Source organism: Cytobacillus sp. (assembly GCF_032154635.1).
Classification (GTDB): Bacteria; Bacillota; Bacilli; order Bacillales; family Cytobacillaceae; genus Cytobacillus.
Genome location: NZ_JALDXW010000010.1, coordinates 1 through 17826, shown reverse-complemented (window position 1 = coordinate 17826; position 17826 = coordinate 1). Strand labels below are relative to the sequence as shown.

Sequence of the window (17826 nt, the reverse complement as noted above, 5' to 3'; positions counted from 1 at the left end):
GTCAATATCTATCCGCTTTAATTTTTATTATTTAACAAACCTAAGGAAATCCCTTAAATAATAGTGTTTGTACTTATAATAATATTTGCGGTTGCTATATTTTATGAAGAGATTATTATTATTTATTGAATAATTGGAATTATCAAAATAAAAATAAAATGATGCTTGATTAATAAAATGTTTTAAATTATAATTTTGTATCAAAGAGAGAAAGCGTTTTCAAAAATTCTGCATACATAGATAAAAGTACAAGTATGGAGGGTGTTTTATGGGGGATGTGAAACAATTAGTAAAGTTAGCTCAAATTGAGAAGTCATTTAACCAAAATAAGGTATTAAAAGGTATTACGCTGGAAATGAACCAGTCTGAAGTAATCTCAATTATTGGTGGGAATGGGGCTGGGAAAAGTACGCTGATGAAAATTCTTACAGGCGTTTATAAAGCAGATGAAGGCAGCATCGAAATTAATGGAGAAAAGATAACGAATTATAATCCATCCATCGCTCATGAAAAAGGTATTTATCTAGTCCCTCAAGAACCTTTACTATTCCCTAATATGACGATTGAACAAAACCTAACAATTGGTTTTCATAAGAAAAAACAGGAAGTTAGAGAGTCAGCGAAAAAACTAATTGAACAACTAGGCTGGACGATTGATTTAAATCGATACGCCATTTCGTTATCAATTGCTGAGCAGCAGCAGATCGAAATTATTAAAGGACTCCTAAGGGATTCGAAGGTTTTAATTTTAGATGAACCTACATCTTCTTTAACATTTGCAGAAACCGAGTCCTTATTTAAGCTCATTGGACAATTAAAGACTGCTGGGGTTGGTATTTTTTATATTACACATCGATTAGATGAAGTGTTTCAAATCTCGACACATGCAGTGATATTAAGAGACGGAAAAGTCACGCTAAAAGGAAAGATAAATGAGTTTACTAAGGAAATGCTGATCCAGGGACTCTTACCAATAGATAGTGAAAAAGATGGTAGTTATTCGTATGAGAAGAGATACTTGGATCGAACGAAGGAAAACAAAATTTTACAAGTGCAAGATTTGTGCGGGGACGGCTTCAAGAATATTAGCTTTGATGTGTATAAAGGAGAAGTTGTTGGATTAGCAGGTCTTGTAGGAGCTGGGAGAACAGAGATAGCAGAGGCTATTTATGGGGTTAATCAAGTAAAGAGCGGGAAAGTCATCTTAAACGGAAAAGACATCACCCATCTTCGTGTTAAGGAAACAATTGAAAGCGGATTGGCCTATATTCCTGAGGATCGTTTTTTGAATGGGATTTTCTCGATCAGCTCGATAAGCAGTAATATAACAGCCCAGGTCATAAAGAAACACAAGTATTTTATTGATAAACAATTTGAGAATCAGATTACAGATGAGTATGTTAACAAATTAAGTATTAAAATTAGCAGCCGTGATGATGAGATTCGATCATTATCGGGGGGGAATCAGCAAAAGGTCGTGATTTCAAGAATACTATCAACAAATCCGCAGCTGATTATTATGGATGAACCTACTAGAGGAATTGATGCCGCTGCAAGAAGTGATATTTATAACATCATTACTCAATTAAAGGAACAGGGGTATTCCATATTACTTATTTCATCCGACTTAGAAGAGATTGAGCGGATAAGTGATCGAATCTATGTCATTTACCGCGGGACTTGTCATGTATGTCTCGATTTTGAAGAGATTAATGCAACAAACGTGATGAGAGCGGCCTTTGGCACACATAAAGGAAGTGAAAATGATGTATAGGCTTATTAGCTTCACGAAGCATCGAGAAATTAGGACGATACTCTTCTTGATTTTGCTATTTCTACTAGTAGGAGTGGTTAATCCGGATTTTATAACTGCCTCCAATATGGAGAATGCTGTGAAAAATAGCTTGCTGTATATCGTTTTAGCAGTTGGGGTGACGTTTGTTTTACTTACAGGCGAGATTGATATATCGGTTGGTGGGACACTAGGTTTGAGTGCTGCCGTAAGCGGCATGATTTTGCGGGATGGTGGAAATATTTTATTAGCCATTCTTATTGCGATTGTAATTGGTGGCGTGATTGGTTTAATAAATGGCTTAGGGGTTACAAAGTTAAGAATTTCTTCCTTTATTATGACTTTAGGGATGCTGGAGATTGCTAGGGTTGTTCAAGTTATTTATACAGATGGGAAATGGGTTGAGAATCTACCAAAAACGTTTAAGCAATTATCACAGAGTAGTATTTTAGGTATTAACACGCTCGCAATTATTGTCATTATCGCAGTTATCCTCATTCATTTTTTCTTGGTGAATAGTAGAAATGGCAGGTATTTCGCTGCCATTGGCGATAATCAGGATGGTGCTGTATTAATAGGAATACCCGTAAAGCGATACAAGATTTTTGCTTTTATTATTTCCGGTATTTGTGCTGCTGTCGCAGGGCTGATCTTTGCTAGTCAAATAGGATTTATTTCTACAACGGCTGGGGTAGGGATCGAGATGACTGTTATCGCAGCAGCGGTTCTAGGAGGCGTATCCTTAAGTGGAGGAATAGGCTCTGTTATTGGCGCATCGATTGGAGCGATTATTATGAGTTCGATCAATTCAGCTCTCGTATTTTTAAAGGTTCCTGCATTTTGGAATTCAGCGATTTCAGGCTTACTCTTAATAATGATCGTTGTAGCAGATGTCCTAATTGTGCGTCGAGCAAACAAAAGGGCAAACAAAGAACGATTAAATGCAAGAATTTTAAACTATCAGGAAGGGGCGTAGGAATGAGATGCTACAAAAAATACCTAAATGGAATCTCGTACTCTTCCTTATTTTGGTCACAGAAATAATCCTTTTTGGTTTATTGAACCCTAGATTTTGGAACATACATGTCCTTTTAAATAGTTTTAATGATTTTATCGGAATCGCCATTATTGCCTTTTTTGTTACGTTTGTCATTATTACAGGCGGGATTGATATTTCGGGTGGAGCGATTATCGGTTTAACCTCTGTTGTTGTGGGGATATTATCTCAAGTGGCAGGATTAAATATTTGGATTGCAGTTCTTTTAGCAATACTAGTTGGTGGTCTTTGTGGCTTGTTGAATGGCATTCTTATTGCTTATGCGAGAGTGCAAGCGATGGTTATTACTCTCGGCGGAATGCTTCTATACAGCGGTGCTGCCCTCGTGTTGGTTGGACTGTCTGGGGCTAGTACGTATGAAGGAATTTCAGGCTTTTCTCAAGGGTTTATTAATCTAGCAAATGGGAAGCTCTTTGGAATTCCACATTCCGTTTTCATTTTCTTCCTATTGTTGTTAGGTGCATATATTCTACTCCATCGTACGAGATATGGAAGATACATTTATTTAACTGGGATTAACCAAAATTCAGCAGAATACTCGGGGATTGATACGAGAAAAATGATTGCGAGTACGTATGTATTATCGGGGCTAAGTGCAGGTATCGCGGGGGTAATTCTAACCTCGTATCTGGGCAGTGCGCGTGCGGATTTTGGTGCGGAATATTTAATGCCCATCCTCACTGCTGTTGTATTAGGGGGAACATTAATAACTGGAGGTAAAGGGGGTGTTGTCGGTACTGCTCTTGCAAGCATCATCGTCGGTTTTTTAAAGCTCGGTTTACAAATGGGGGGCATACAAACACAATATATCGGATTGGCTACAGGGTTACTTTTGATTATTTCCGTTGCATTCTTAGGCGTTCCAGAATTCAAGTCCAATGTGAAGCGATTCGTTACGTTTAAAAAGGATAGAGGGGGCAAACTAAATGCGTAAATCAAAGTTTTTTAAAATATTAACCGGTGTGGCACTTTCAACTCTTGTTTTAGCAGCTTGTAATAGTGAGGATGCTGGAAAGAAGGCAGAAAAAGATCCTAGTGATATTGAAGTAGTATTTATCCCCAAAATGACAGGAAATGCGTTTTTTGAGTCTGGGAATGATGGTGCCCAGGAAATGGCCGAAAAAATAGGATTCAAGGTTAAATATGATGGAGCACCTGAGGGGACAGTTGCCAATCAAGTACAAATCATTAATAGTGCTGTAAATAGCGGTGCAGATGCAATTGCCATTTCATCGGTATCCTCGGACGGTCTCAATCAAGCATTACAAAAAGCATTAGATGCTGGTATGAAAGTGGTTACATGGGATTCTGACGTAGATCCGAAATATCGATCTGTATATATCAATCAAGGCACACCTGATATTCTAGGTTCCATGCTCGTAGATATGGCTGCAGAACAGCTTGAAAATCCTGACGATGCGCAAAAGGTCGCATGGTTCTACTCAAGTCCCACGGTTCCTGACCAAAATTCATGGGTTGAATATGCTAATAAGTATATGAAAGAAAAGTATCCAAAGTGGGAAGTGGTTACAACCCAATTTGGTGAAGGGAATGAGCAAAAATCTTTACAAGTAGGAGAGAGTATCCTTGATACGTATCAAGACATTGATGTCATTATTTGCCCTGACTCCACTGCCCTGCCTGCAATGGCGCAAGCAGCGCAAAATAAAGGGTTGGATAAAAATGATGTAGTGATTACAGGATTTGCATCACCGAATTCAATGAGACAGTATTTAGAAAACGATACAATTGAAAATCATGGTTTATGGGATGTAAAAGATCAAGGAGCTCTAGCGGTATACATTGCCTACCATCTAGCATTAGGGAATAAACTGAAGGTTGGCGGTAGTGTAGATGTACCGGAGCTTGGTGAAGTGAAGGTTGAGCCAAACTCTGTTCAGGGCTATGACTACGAGGCAGAGGATTCAGGAATTATCGTACTGCCTGAACGAATTGTATTCACGAAAGCAAATACGGGAGAATATGATTTCTGATGATCACCCTCCCGTTATATAAATTATATAGTTTACTAGATCATTAACTAGGGAAAGGAAGTATAACGATGGCAGATATTATTGGAAACAAAGCAGCGAAAAATTTCGCAGAGAGTATTCCTTTTGCAAATAATGGGGACTTCCATGTAAAGGGTGCGGCAAATGTAGATTGGGGAATGAAAGACAGACTATCAAGAATTTTTAACCCGAAAAGTGGGAAGACGGTCATGCTTGCATTTGACCATGGCTACTTCATGGGACCAACATCAGGGTTAGAGCGTTTAGATATTCTAATTCCTAAACTAGCAAACTATGCAGACTGCTTAATGGGGACTAGAGGTGCGATTCGAACGTGCGTACCGCCAAGCTTTAATAAATCCATTGCCCTTAGAGCTTCTTCTGGTTCAAGTATTTTACAAGATGATTTAAGCCGTGAATCGATGGTTGTGGACATTGAGGATGCCATTCGAATGAATGCAAGTGCAATAGCGATCCAAACATTCATTGGTGCAGTGGGGCAAAAAGAAACGATTGAACAATTGAATAAGGCGGTAAACCTTGGAACAAGATACTCGATTCCGACAATGGGTGTCGTAGCGGTAGGGAAGGAAATGGAGCGTACAACTCAATTCTTCTTATTAGCAACAAGAATGCTTGCTGAATTTGGAGCTTCCATCGTTAAAACATACTATTGTGATGATTTTGAAAAAGTTGCTTCAGCTTGCCCAGTTCCTCTAGTAGTTGCAGGCGGAAAGAAAATTCATGAAAAGGATGCGTTAACGCTAGCGTACAGATCTGTTCAAGGCGGTGCAGCAGGGGTTGATATGGGAAGAAACATATTCCAATCTGAATTCCCAGAAGAAATGATTCAAGCCGTTACAAAGGTTGTACATGAAGGATACACAGACATAGAAGCATATGAATTTTTCTTAGATCTAACAAATTAGGGACAGGGGGACAGGTCCCTTGTCCCGCCTCATTCTCATCAAGCTTCTACTGGAATAAGGTAGAAGCTTCAATGTTTTAATCAAGTTAAAACGATGAATGGAGGGATTCAAAATGGCAAAAGTTGCATTTTTACTAGCGCCGGATTTTGAAGACTCAGAAATGAAAAACCCTTATGAAGAATTGAAAAAAGAGGGTCATGAAACGATTATTATCGGGAATGAAAAAGGAGTTGAATGCACGGGCAAGAAAAAGACCGTAACGTACGTAACAGAAGCCGCTTCTTCTGAAGTAAACGCAGATGAGTTAGATGCTATCGTCATCCCCGGCGGGAGTGCGCCTGAAGAATTGAGAATAAATCCGAATACCATTCAACTTGTAAAACGTTTACATGAAAGGTCAAAAGTTATTGCCGGAATCTGCCACGGTCCGCAAGTGATGATCAGTGCCGATATCCTTAAAGGAAAGGAAAGCACCAGCTATATTGGTATCCGTGCCGATGTCATTAATAGTGGAGCGACCTATCTTGATGAAGAAGTCGTTGTAAGTGGAAACATCATTACCTCTAGAACCCCAAAGGATGAACCTGCTTTTATTCGAGAAATATTAAATAAATTACCGTAAGAAATGTAAAAATTAATATCCATGCTAATAGGATAGAGATCATTATTGCAGGGGCCCTAGTTTTGTTTCTATCGGCGGTAACCTACTTTTCACCTTTCTGAATTAAATCATGTTAGTATACAATTAAAAAGATAGGGTAAATGGGGCAATGGTTTTTCGGGCAATCAGCCAGGGCGGTAAGCTTGTCCCTTATCAGAGAAAGGTGGATTTTGGTGGCAAAAACAATTGTAGAAAAACTAAATCTGCAAAAGTATAAAAAGGCAGCTGTTTTGAACTTACCGGAAGGTGCGGATTACTTAGCTGAGTTAGCAGATTATGACAAAGAGCTTACTGATACATATGATCTCATCTTTGCATTTGTACTGGATATGGAGTCTTTGCAAGGTGTTGTAAACGACGTCATTAAAAATAATTACTTGAATAAAAATGGCTACATTTTCTTAGCTTATCCGAAAAAGGGCAACAAAGTTTACCCGACTTTTATTCATCGCGATGATTTGCTAGCAGGGCTAGGGGCAAATGAAGATGGGTATGTGGGCACAAGTAATATTAAATTTGCCCGCATGGTCGGGTTGGATGATGTTTTTACGGTTGTCGGCTTAAAAGAAGATTCCAAGGGTAAAAATAGTGTATCGACAAAAGCAAGCCAATGTGTTGACGATTATATTGAGATGATTCCTGCAATAGAAAAGGATTTACAAGATCGTCCCGATTTACTTGCCTTCTATCAATCACTCACCCCCGGGTATCGAAAAGACTGGGCTCGCTATGTATATAGTGCGAAACAAGATGCAACGAAAGCAAAACGCCGTGAGGAAATGAAGCAAATTATAGAACAGGGCTATAAAAGCAGGGACTTATATCGAGCACATAAAAAGTAACTCATGGAACAGGTTCAATGGTCCGCGAAGATAAGCAGGGACAATGAACCTGTCCCCTATGAGGTTGCTTTAAGATTCCTTAAGAGGAAGTTTTTTACCTCTTCTATGGATAATCCTAAACGTTTAGCTTCTAGTATCAGTTTTACCCATTCTTGATCTAACAATTATTTCACTCCTTATTCCTGCGCATAGATATAATTTTGAAGAGATAGATTAGATATTCTTACTTTATCTTGATAAGGTTAAAATTAAGTTAAAATATGATAAATATCACAAAATAAAGACTATAGACAATAATCCGTCAAATTAAGCGAAATATAAAAGCCGCTAACATTAGCGGAACGTATTCCACTCATGTTGGCGGCTTTTCGTCTTTATAGAATGAGGAGTTGAAAATTTGTAGCCAAATCCCCGTACGGTTTGGATATATTTTGGTTTTCTGGGGTCATCTTCAATTTTTTTCCTTAAAGTGCTTAAATGTACAAGAACCGTTTTTAACTCTGCATCCGAATCAATTCCCCAGATCGAATCGTATAGTTGTTCAGCACTAATTACTTGATTCGCATGTTCTGCTAATAAGAAAAGTAACATCCGTTCTTTTGTAAAAAGCTCAATTTTTTCCCCGTTCTTATGCACGCTTTTATCTAAAAAGTTTATAGATAAATCTCCAGCATGCAGCACTTTAGAAGAAGTAATGCTGCTTCTTCTTAAATTAGCTTTAATTCTAGCCATTAATTCTGGAAGGTCAAACGGTTTCGTTATATAGTCATCACAGCCAATTTCAAAACCTTGGATAATGGAATCTTTTGTTCTTTCTCCTGTAAGGAAAATAAGGATTCCATCAGAAATTTCACGGTATTTATAGGCTAATTCAAACCCATTTTTATCTGGCAAATGGATATCTAATAAAACGATATCTGGTTTTACTTCTTCCATTAATCGTAGCCCATCCGCTGCATTCAATGATGAAAAAACTGTATAGCCTTCTTTTTCAAGATAAAGACGCAAAATATTTATGATCGCATATTCATCCTCAATGATTAGAAGTTTAATTGAATGCACACTGTGAGGCCCCCTTTATTGAAAAAAGTTCCAATTTATCTTAACTATATCATATTGAAAGCGACATTTTCTATGCATATCCTTTCCTTTTGCCCTATATATATAGGTTTATTGTAATTTTCAGAAAAAATATTTCTAAATCAATACATATTGATAGTATGATAAGGAAAAAGGTGTAGATATCGAATTAAAGGGTGTAAATGATGAAAGCAATGAGCTGTAAGATTCTCATAGTCCTAGCCCTTATTGGGGTATTTTTCACAGGCTCTAATGTATTGGCAGGGTTAAATGGGGAAGTGCCAAATGGAATCTATTCTATCAGCCAATTTCCAGACAATAAAATATTACAATTAGACGGAAATTGGGAGTTTTATTGGGATGAATTATATACACCAGAGGATTTCAGGGGGGAAACGGTTCAGCAAACACCCCTAATCGTAGATGTACCCAATACATGGAGTACTTATCTTCTTGGTGGAGAGGAATTGCCGATAATGGGGTATGCAACTTATCGATTGCATCTTGATTTTCCAAAGGAAGAGATTGGTACGACAAAAGCTTTGTACGTTCCTAATATATCGTCTGCCTATACATTATGGATGAATGGGGTAGAGGTATCTAAGAATGGAGTAGTGGGAAAAAGCAGAGATTTGATGGAACCAGTAAATACACCAAAGGTAATACAATTTGAGGTTCAGTCCAATCCGATTGAACTCATTATACAAATATCCAATTATCACCAGAGAAAAGCAGGGATTTTTGATTCGATTTTAATTGGGGAGCCCGAAATGGTTCTTCAATTTAGAGATACAAAGATTATCTATCGATCGGTTATTGTTATGAGTTTGGTTACGATGGGGCTCTATCACCTTGTTTTATATTTATTTAGAAGAAAAGAGCATTCCTTATTCTTTTTTGGAAGTGTATGCTTACTTATTGCTATCCGCGCTACGCTTCTTGAAGAAGGACTAGCCTCATATATTCTCCCATTTTTATCTTGGGAACTCGCAGTAAAGCTTGAATATTTAGGGGCATCACTTGGTGTTTTATTTGTTTCCCTGTTTACCTATACACAATTTGCCAAAGACATGAATCAAAAGCTAAGAGATGCGATAATTGTTGCTATGTCAGTATACAGCCTTTTCGTCATATTGACACCAGCAGTTGTATTTACAAGAACGATGATTCATTTTCAAGTACTCATTATCTTGATTTTTTTATATTTAATTTCTGTTTATCTTACAGCCATTTTAAGAAAACGAGAAAGCTCCCTATTAAATACGGTCGCTATTCTTATGTTATTTGGGACAGTGATCAATGATATTCTGTTTTTTAACAATATCGTAAAAACAACTGAACTAACCTCTGTTGGTCTATTATTCTTTTTATTTACTCAATCCATTATCCTGTCAAAGCAATATTCCATGTCTTTTATGAGAACGGAAAAGCTATCACAGGATTTAGCCATTCTTAATGCATCATTGGAGCAGCAAGTGCATGAACGGACGACGGAGCTGCAGCATACGAATAAAGAGCTTCAGGCTGCAAATCAAAAGTTAAAGGAGGCACATCAATCAAGAAGCAAATGGATTCATAATATTTCTCATGAAATTTCAAGCCCCTTAACAAATATTCGCGCATATACAAAGGGGATGCTAGATGGGGTCATTCAAAGTGACAAAAACTATATTGAGTTAGTCTACGAACAGAGCTTGTATTTATCTCGAATGCTGCATGATTTACATGATATGACTGATATGGAAAATAGGCAGATCAGATTTGATATGAAAAGAGTTGATATTCAGGAATACATCTATAAGGTATATCAAAAATATAAATGGGATTTGGAGAAGCAGGGTATAGATTTTGAATGTAAGAATTTCCTTTCCGATCAAATAGAAAATCGATTTGTTCATATTGACGAGGTCCGGATTGAACAAGTGATTGTAAATTTATTAAATAATGCACAAAGATTTGTTCCTGAGAATGGGAAAATAGTTTTGGAGCTAACCAATGACCAAGATAAGAAAGTTAAGATTAAAGTAAGGGACAATGGGCTAGGGATTGAGGAGCAAGAACTTAAGCTAGTATTTAATCGCTTTTATAAGAATGGAAATCAAGGAAAAGCACATAGGGGATCGGGGCTAGGGCTAGCGATATCCAAGGAAATAGTCGAATATCATAACGGAACCATGGGCGTAACAAGTAAAAAAGGAAAAGGCAGCAGCTTCTACTTTACACTTCCATTTGGGACAGAGGGACAGGATCGTCGTCCCGATTGAAGCAGTGGGGACAAGGGACCTGTCCCAGGTGGTTCAATGCGACTTCCCAACTGAAATTGCGTGGTTTTCCCACATGATATTTTCTATGAACGAAAATTGACTATTACTACATTGAATAATGACGGCAACTTCAGGTTGTTTTTTCGTTGTCCTCAATTTGAGTTTGTTTTTATTTGGAAAAAAGTACAAGGCGTAACCTATGGCGAATCCAATAACTGCACCAAGAAGTCCACAAACAATGGGTCCTAAATACAATATATATCCGACACTGGCACCAATAACTGCACTACCTGTAGCGCTTGCCATGCCAATTTCAAAAGCGTTTGAATGGATATTTTGTGTTCTTCCTGGAATCTGAATAGGAGAAGGTTTTCCATCCAAAAATACGACTAGGATCTGATCCTTTGAAATAGAACTATGCTCTAATACAGTTAATGCTTGCTCTATTCAATGGATTGTTCAAATGTTCCAACAATGATCATATAAATCACACCTGCTTATTGAAGATAAGAAAATTATCTTCTTTCCCATAGCGTTTTGTTAGATACTGACGTTGTGCCATACGGTAAAGCTTATTGTGTTCAATGACTGTAACATAGGCATGATAGATGGCTCCACCCATAACAGATGGCATAAATAAAAACCAATGCTGCTGTAGAATCAAGCTTGACGCTTGAAGATTCCCAAGCACTAATTGTAAAAGAGACTCATGCAGCCTGGACAAGTATAGATAAATCTACCACCAAATAATGGTATAAAAGGATAATCCAAACCGGTAAACATACAGCTGGCCTAAACCTGGAAAAAGAAAAGAGTAAATAGCGCCAACACTCGGCTTTTTCCTATCAATAAATTGAATTTCAGAAGGGAAAATACCTATGCGCTGGATGGGTTCATTTTTTAAATATGTTAAATCATATAGTTTATTTTGGTAAGTAGCCAAGCGGTAACTATCCCAAATGGATAGCATATAAATAATGAGATAACCAAAGGCCCATTTAGGTTGAACAACCGATTGTGCGAGTTCAAACTTCCCGCAAAAAGAGTAAATCATTGCATCATTAATGTGAGCAAAGGTATTAATGGAAACCTCAGATAGCGTTAAAAAAGTTGCTCTTATATAGTGATTAAGTAAGTAATGACCTAAACCAGGGAAAACAGCAGACCACCATGCAACCATATTGGGGCTTTGTTTTTGAAGGTGAGTAATACCAAATACACTTATTCTTGCAAGAGAAGGAAGAAATGGATTGATCATATGGCAGCACCTCTTCGACTGTGGTTTTCCCTGAAGATATAAACCTTCCGATAGCATTTGTTAAAAATTAACATTTTATTCAAGGGCGATTTTTGGACAATCTTCTATCTATGATTCCTGTAAGAAGAATAAGGAATAATGATAAACAAACATAATATATTCGATCCCACCAGACTAAGCTATGAAGTAGATCCATATTGATTAGCATTTGATCTACTGTGTACATGAGTACACCTGTTAATGCATATTTTATCCATTTCATTTTCCAGTTGACTCTAATTATTAAACAATAATATACAGTTGCACATACATAGAATATTGCTGCTAAAGCAATGGAATCCCTTCCTAGATCTTCAAACCAGCCAGGTGTATACACTCGATTGGATAAAAAGATAATTGGAAGAATATGAAGACTGCAAGATATGGATCCCATAATTAAATAGAGTAGCAAATAATGCTTAACTCTATTTACAGGATGTTCAATCCAATTTCGGAATAGATATGCAGTTGCAAAGTAAAAAGGTAGCCCAAATCCCGTATATGCTAAACGCCACCAGTTGTGTGAATAAATATTCAATTTTAAAAATAACCATTCAATCCCAACGAATAGTCCGGAAAATAGGAATAGCCAGATCCAGCTTAAGTGAAAGGTTGCTATCAAAGTGGCAATAACAGGCAAGGCAAAAGCGTTTGATGCAAATGCACCTAGATTATTATCATAAAAGGAATTATGTTTTATAAAGTTTGGGTTATAATTATAGCTTCCTAAAAAATTAAATATGACGGTTTCAATAATAAAACCAAACCCAATCATTGTTAATAACAGGAAAAGGGACTCAGTATTTCTTTTTTTTGATAAAATAAAACAAAACGTGATAAGGCTTGAAATAATAAGTGCTAGAAACCAATATGAATTATACACACTGATCACTCCGATAAAACGAGAATATATTTAATTTGTACCAATGTTGGGATAGTATTCAGCTTTTCGGAAATAACTGCTAGTTATGTTGAGTTGACAGAATAGGCTTACTACTGTAGGATAATGAATATAATTTAATAAGACCTCATCTTTACTGATGAGGTAGAGGCGCGGTATTTAATAGTCTTTAGTGGAGCTTGAGAAGCGAGGATGCTAGAGAGAAGGAAATATCGCCGAAGCTTGTAATATTCTCAGTATTACTTGCTGGGTCTGCAGTTAAGAGCTGCAGGACTGTCTCAATGAACGTACCCGGTTTGTTGAGTTGTGCTATCTCATTTAGGGAAAGAAGAGGGATTTTGGGGCAAACTATAAACGTTGCGACCTGAGTTCATCTCAGGTCGCTTTTTGTTTTTAGTAAAATGCCTAAATGCAAGAGGTCAAGCATATATTAGACTATTAAATCAAATAAATAGGGGGAAAATAGCATGAAGAAAAAACTATCATTATTTTTAGCGATATCTCTTTCAGCCATTATTTTATTAGCGGGCTGTGGAACAAGCGGTGATTCAGATAAGAAGACAGAAGGGTCGGGATCATCCTCGGAAAAAGACACCTTTAAAGTAGGATTGGAAGCAGGCTATGCACCATTTAACTGGACACAAATGGATGATTCAAATGGTGGCGTTAAAATCGATGGCAACGCGGAGTATGCTGGTGGATACGATGTAGAAATCGCCAAGAAGATTGCTGAAGGCTTAGGAAAAGAGCTAGTGATTGTGAAAACAGAATGGGATGGACTTGTACCGTCACTAACTTCAGGGAAAATTGATGCGATTATTGCGGGAATGTCACCGACAGCAGAACGTAAAGAAACGATTGATTTCTCAGATAACTACTACAAATCGGATTTAATTATGGTTGTCAAAAAAGGCGGGAAGTATGAGGGCGCAACATCAATCCAAGATTTCAAAGGTGCAAAGGTTACGGCTCAATTAAATACATTCCACTACTCGGTCATTGATCAAATTGATGGAGTGGAAAAAAGACCAGCAATGGATAACTTCCCAGCTATGAGGGTAGCGCTTGAATCAGGCGTGATTGATGGATATGTATCTGAGCGTCCGGAAGGTGTTAGTGCATCCGCTGCGAATGATAACTTTGCGATGGTTGAATTCACTGAAGGATTTAAGACGTCTGAGGATGATACGGCTATTGCAGTTGGTGTTGCAAAAGATAGTGAGTTAACAGCAAAAATAAACGAAATATTAGCTGGTATTTCTGAGGAAGAACGCATCAGTATTATGGATGCCGCCATTAAAAATCAGCCAGCAGCAGAATAATGGTTTGTGAAGCCGGCTGCATCAGCAATGTAGTCGGCTTCCATGTTTAAGGAGAGGATACGAATGGATTTGAGTTTAGAATGGATGATAAAAATTATTGAAACAAACTGGCCAATGTTTCTGCGCGGGGCTGGCGTAACCCTCTTAATTGCATTGATCGGAACCATTTTTGGGGCATTGATCGGGTTATTGGCAGGCATCATTCGTACCATTCCAATCCCTGAGAGGGGTGCAAAGAAGGGCCTCTTAAAATTCATTAATATTATTCTATCCGTATATATTGAGTTTTTCCGTGGGACACCAATGATTGTACAAGCGATGGTCATCTATTATGGATCTGCGGCAGCATTTGGCTGGCAAATGAATCCAATCATTGCAGGGGTCGTTATTGTAGCAATTAATACCGGTGCATATATGGCTGAGATTGTCCGAGGAGGGATTATTTCAGTTGATGCAGGACAATATGAAGCAGCCCAAGCCATTGGCATGGACCATGTCCAAACAATGACTCATGTTGTAATGCCACAGGTTATCCGCAATATTTTACCGGCAACAGGCAATCAATTTATCATTAATATAAAAGATACAGCCGTTTTAAGTGTGATTTCCGTTACTGAATTATTCTTCCAAACGAAAACAGTAGCGGGCAATAACTTCAGGTATTTTGAAGCATTCTTTATTGTATGTATCATTTATTTTATTTTGACATATGCAGTAACATTAGTTCTTCGCTACTTTGAAAGAAAGCTAGATGGACCAGATAATTATACAGTTGTAGGCAATCACGCTCAGATTGAAGCTGAAGGACATAAAGGGCTTAGGCAATAATGAAGAAGGAGGGAAATGGCATGGACACCGTCATTGATATTCAACGATTAAGTAAATCCTTTGGAAACCATGAAGTATTAAAAGATATCCATTTCTCAGTGAACAAAGGGGAAGTTGTCTGCATCATTGGTTCTTCTGGTTCAGGGAAATCCACTCTTCTTCGCTGTGTCAATCTATTAGAAAAACCGAGCGGCGGTAAAATTATTTATAACGGAGAAAATATTCTGGATGATAAGCATGATATTCATGCTTATCGAACAAGATTAGGAATGGTATTCCAACAATTTAACTTATTTAATAATCATAATGTACTGGGCAATTGTGTGGTCGGACAAATGAAGGTATTAAAGCGCTCGAGGGAAGAAGCGGAAAAGGTAGCGATGAAATACTTGAAAGTAGTTGGGATGGACAGGTTTGTGAATGCGAAGCCTAGACAGCTGTCTGGTGGTCAAAAGCAGCGGGTCGCTATCGCAAGAGCCCTTTCAATGGAACCAGACGTTCTGCTGTTCGATGAACCAACTTCTGCACTAGATCCTGAAATGGTAGGAGAAGTTCTTAAGGTTATGAAAGAGCTTGCAGAGTCGGGGCTTACGATGCTAATCGTTACCCATGAAATGGAATTTGCCAAGGAAGTATCGGACAGAGTGGTGTTTATGGACAAAGGGGTTATAGCAGAGGAAGGGAGTCCTGATCAGATTTTTAACCACCCGACTGGTGAGCGAACGAGGGAGTTTTTAAAACGTACATTAAGGGAAATCTAAGTTTTGAATAACTTAGATAAACTATGTCAAATAACGCCGATAGTAGGAGAAGGAAAGTCATCTTGTATGGATGGTTTTCCTTCTTTTTTTATGAACTTAAACACTTTAGGTGAAGAACGTGTAAATGAGAAAAGTCATAGTAAAATAGAAGGAATTGCGGTAAGATTTAGTATTATCATAAACTATAAAAAATAGGTGATTGAATTGAGAAAATTAAAATTAGGCATGAAGATAAATTTGATGGTTCTGGCCATTCTCCTTGCGTTATCAGCGATTATCGGCGTTGTAGTAAACCAGGAAATAAGAAAAGGAATTAAGGAATTTGCGATTGAAAAGGCAAAAGCAGATCTGACTTTAGCGTATAAATATATAGATATAAAATATCCTGGAGAGTGGTCAATTAAGGATGGACAGCTTTACAAGGGAACGACTCTTATAAATGAAAATAATGACATGGTCGATGAAATCGGCCAGGACACTGGAGACACAGTGACGATTTTTCAAGATGACACACGTGTGTCGACTAATGTTATTAAAGATGGGAATCGTGCAATTGGCACACAAGTATCGCAAGAGGTCTCAGAGGTTGTTCTGAAAAACGGGGAACATTTCTATGGAGAAGCGAATGCTGCAGGACATATTTATCAGGCCGCTTATATGCCAATTAAAAATGCCTCCGGTAAGATTATAGGTATTTTTTACGTGGGTGCTTCTCAAGACATAATTGAAAGTATCTTATCAAGTTTCTTAATAAAATTTATTACTATTCTATGTTTAGTCATTGTCATGGCAGGTATGGCTACCTACTGGTTTACAAAAAGAATGAAGAAAAGGCTAGCAAAAATTACATCAGCTCTTGAGTTAGCAAGAGATGGGGACTTCACCTCTCAAATTACTGATAATGCAGGAGATGAATTAAACGATCTTGCTATAAGCTTCAATAGGATGGCTGACAATCTTAGAGAAATGATGAATGAAGTGAATGTGGCTTCTGATCAAGTTGCTGCTTCTTCAGAAGAATTAACGGCTAGTGCAGAGCAAACGAGCCAGGCAACAGAAATAATTACTGATACCATACAGCATGTGGCACAAGGTGCGGAGCAGTCAACAATTAGTGTACAAGAAAGTGCAGCAGCTTTGGAGGAGGTTTCAAAAGGGGTACAGTCTATTGCGGAAACAGCCTCCCTTATATCTGAAGCAAGTTCTCAGGCAACCCAAAAGGCGAAGGACGGTGGAGTGTTTGTAGACAGGACGGTTAAACAAATCAATGCAATCAGCCATTCAGTCAGCGAAAGTGGGGAAGTCTTTCAATCATTAGATCAGCGCTCAAAGGAAATCGGAGAAATTACAAAGGTGATCTCCGATATTGCGGATCAAACCAACCTGTTAGCATTAAATGCGGCGATTGAAGCTGCCAGAGCAGGAGAACATGGAAAGGGATTTGCCGTCGTTGCTGATGAAGTTCGGAAATTAGCAGAGCAATCTCAGCAATCCTCTTCTCAAATTTCTAGCTTAATTGTTGAGATTCAACGGGATATGGTCTATTCCAATCAATCTATTGAACAAGTAACAAAGGATGTTCAGGCAGGACTGAATATTGTTGGGCAAACGGAAGATAGCTTTAAAGGGATTCTTCATTTTATGAACAACCTAGCAGAGAAGATTCATGATTTGGCTGCTACAGCAGAACAGGTCTCAGCAAGTATTGAAGAAGTATCTGCAACGGTATCCAGCATCACACAAATATCTTCAGGAACTGCTGATCATTCCAAAAATGTGGCTGCATCAGCTGAAGAACAGCTCGCGTCTATGAAAGAAATATCTATATCCGCCCAATCATTATCCAAATTAGCAGAAGACTTACAGATATTAATTGGAAAGTTCAAAGTCTAGTAGAAAGAAATAATAAAGTTGTGATTAGCTATCTATTATAGTTAAAGGGTAAGAAATATTCCTATTCCAAGAGGGGAAGAAGACACCAAAGTTTGGTGAAATTCTTCTTCTTTTTTTATGGGAAAATATAAATGGTCGGTCTGATTAATTAAGCAGACCGACATTTACATACTTGGTTGTGTGCAGA

Annotated in this window: 18 protein-coding genes and 1 riboswitch; of the genes, 13 read left to right on the top strand and 5 right to left on the bottom strand. The window is 37.9% G+C overall.

Annotated features, from left to right (window positions below; translation table 11 throughout):
- The first annotated feature begins 268 nt into the window (after positions 1–268).
- From RUH74_RS09040 to RUH74_RS09010, 7 genes are all read left to right on the top strand, one after another.
- Entirely contained in the window at positions 269–1774 is a 1506-nt protein-coding gene (locus RUH74_RS09040) for a sugar ABC transporter ATP-binding protein (RefSeq protein ID WP_313799971.1), read from the top strand.
- The gene (locus RUH74_RS09035; protein ID WP_396229963.1) at positions 1758–2768 is read left to right on the top strand and encodes an ABC transporter permease; all 1011 of its coding nucleotides are present in this window, start codon (positions 1758–1760) and stop codon (positions 2766–2768) included. The genes RUH74_RS09040 and RUH74_RS09035 overlap by 17 nt, the downstream gene beginning before the upstream one ends.
- Before the next feature lie 7 nt (positions 2769–2775).
- Positions 2776–3783, top strand: coding sequence for an ABC transporter permease (locus tag RUH74_RS09030; protein ID WP_313799970.1), 1008 nt, complete (start codon positions 2776–2778; stop codon positions 3781–3783).
- Positions 3776–4843 carry an autoinducer 2 ABC transporter substrate-binding protein LsrB gene (lsrB, locus tag RUH74_RS09025; protein WP_313799969.1) on the top strand — a complete coding sequence of 356 codons (1068 nt, stop codon included), beginning with the start codon at positions 3776–3778 and terminating at the stop codon, positions 4841–4843. Before RUH74_RS09030 ends, lsrB begins: the two co-directional genes overlap by 8 nt.
- A 68-nt stretch (positions 4844–4911) precedes the next feature.
- Positions 4912–5790 carry a 3-hydroxy-5-phosphonooxypentane-2,4-dione thiolase gene (lsrF, locus tag RUH74_RS09020; protein ID WP_313799968.1) on the top strand — a complete coding sequence of 293 codons (879 nt, stop codon included), beginning with the start codon at positions 4912–4914 and terminating at the stop codon, positions 5788–5790.
- A gap of 112 nt (positions 5791–5902) precedes the next feature.
- The gene (locus RUH74_RS09015) at positions 5903–6412 is read left to right on the top strand and encodes a type 1 glutamine amidotransferase domain-containing protein (protein ID WP_313799967.1); all 510 of its coding nucleotides are present in this window, start codon (positions 5903–5905) and stop codon (positions 6410–6412) included.
- Between the two features lie 209 nt (positions 6413–6621).
- Positions 6622–7293: a YdeI/OmpD-associated family protein gene (locus RUH74_RS09010; protein ID WP_313799966.1), complete on the top strand. Its 672-nt coding sequence runs from the start codon at positions 6622–6624 to the stop codon at positions 7291–7293.
- Between the two features lie 56 nt (positions 7294–7349).
- On the opposite strand, the gene RUH74_RS09005 is transcribed toward RUH74_RS09010, so the two are convergent.
- Complete coding sequence (locus tag RUH74_RS09005) at positions 7350–7457, bottom strand: anti-repressor SinI family protein (RefSeq protein WP_313799965.1); 108 nt, start codon at positions 7455–7457, stop codon at positions 7350–7352.
- Positions 7458–7626: 169 nt separating this feature from the next.
- On the bottom strand, positions 7627–8355 hold the full coding sequence (locus RUH74_RS09000; RefSeq protein ID WP_313799964.1) for a response regulator transcription factor: 729 nt from the start codon (positions 8353–8355) through the stop codon (positions 7627–7629).
- A 200-nt stretch (positions 8356–8555) separates the two neighbouring features.
- On the opposite strand from RUH74_RS09000, the gene RUH74_RS08995 reads away from it, so the two are divergent.
- Both RUH74_RS08995 and RUH74_RS08990 read left to right on the top strand, forming a co-directional pair.
- On the top strand, positions 8556–10637 hold the full coding sequence (locus RUH74_RS08995; RefSeq protein ID WP_313799963.1) for a sensor histidine kinase: 2082 nt from the start codon (positions 8556–8558) through the stop codon (positions 10635–10637).
- A 199-nt stretch (positions 10638–10836) separates the two neighbouring features.
- The gene (locus RUH74_RS08990; protein ID WP_313799962.1) at positions 10837–10995 is read left to right on the top strand and encodes a hypothetical protein; all 159 of its coding nucleotides are present in this window, start codon (positions 10837–10839) and stop codon (positions 10993–10995) included.
- Positions 10996–11124: 129 nt separating this feature from the next.
- Here the strand turns inward: RUH74_RS08990 and RUH74_RS08985 are convergent, their stop codons facing one another.
- From RUH74_RS08985 to RUH74_RS08975, 3 genes are all read right to left on the bottom strand, one after another.
- On the bottom strand, positions 11125–11361 hold the full coding sequence (locus RUH74_RS08985; protein WP_313799961.1) for a hypothetical protein: 237 nt from the start codon (positions 11359–11361) through the stop codon (positions 11125–11127).
- Between the two features lie 12 nt (positions 11362–11373).
- A complete protein-coding gene (locus RUH74_RS08980) occupies positions 11374–11895 on the bottom strand; it encodes a hypothetical protein (protein ID WP_313799960.1) in 522 nt (173 codons plus the stop codon).
- 79 nt (positions 11896–11974) lie between these two features.
- Positions 11975–12817 (bottom strand): hypothetical protein, encoded by an 843-nt coding sequence (locus RUH74_RS08975; protein WP_313799958.1) that lies wholly within the window; start codon positions 12815–12817, stop codon positions 11975–11977.
- A gap of 155 nt (positions 12818–12972) precedes the next feature.
- Positions 12973–13155, top strand: a riboswitch (Lysine riboswitch).
- 147 nt (positions 13156–13302) lie between these two features.
- Here RUH74_RS08975 and RUH74_RS08970 point away from each other — a divergent pair.
- The 4 genes from RUH74_RS08970 to RUH74_RS08955 all read left to right on the top strand — a co-directional run bounded on the left by RUH74_RS08970 (position 13303) and on the right by RUH74_RS08955 (position 17639).
- Positions 13303–14157: a transporter substrate-binding domain-containing protein gene (locus tag RUH74_RS08970; RefSeq protein ID WP_313799957.1), complete on the top strand. Its 855-nt coding sequence runs from the start codon at positions 13303–13305 to the stop codon at positions 14155–14157.
- A gap of 69 nt (positions 14158–14226) precedes the next feature.
- A complete protein-coding gene (locus RUH74_RS08965; RefSeq protein ID WP_313800082.1) occupies positions 14227–14985 on the top strand; it encodes an amino acid ABC transporter permease in 759 nt (252 codons plus the stop codon).
- Between the two features lie 20 nt (positions 14986–15005).
- Positions 15006–15746, top strand: a complete 741-nt coding sequence (locus RUH74_RS08960; protein ID WP_313799956.1) for an amino acid ABC transporter ATP-binding protein — start codon at positions 15006–15008, stop codon at positions 15744–15746.
- Between the two features lie 195 nt (positions 15747–15941).
- The gene (locus RUH74_RS08955; RefSeq protein WP_313799955.1) at positions 15942–17639 is read left to right on the top strand and encodes a methyl-accepting chemotaxis protein; all 1698 of its coding nucleotides are present in this window, start codon (positions 15942–15944) and stop codon (positions 17637–17639) included.
- Positions 17640–17826: the final 187 nt, after the last annotated feature.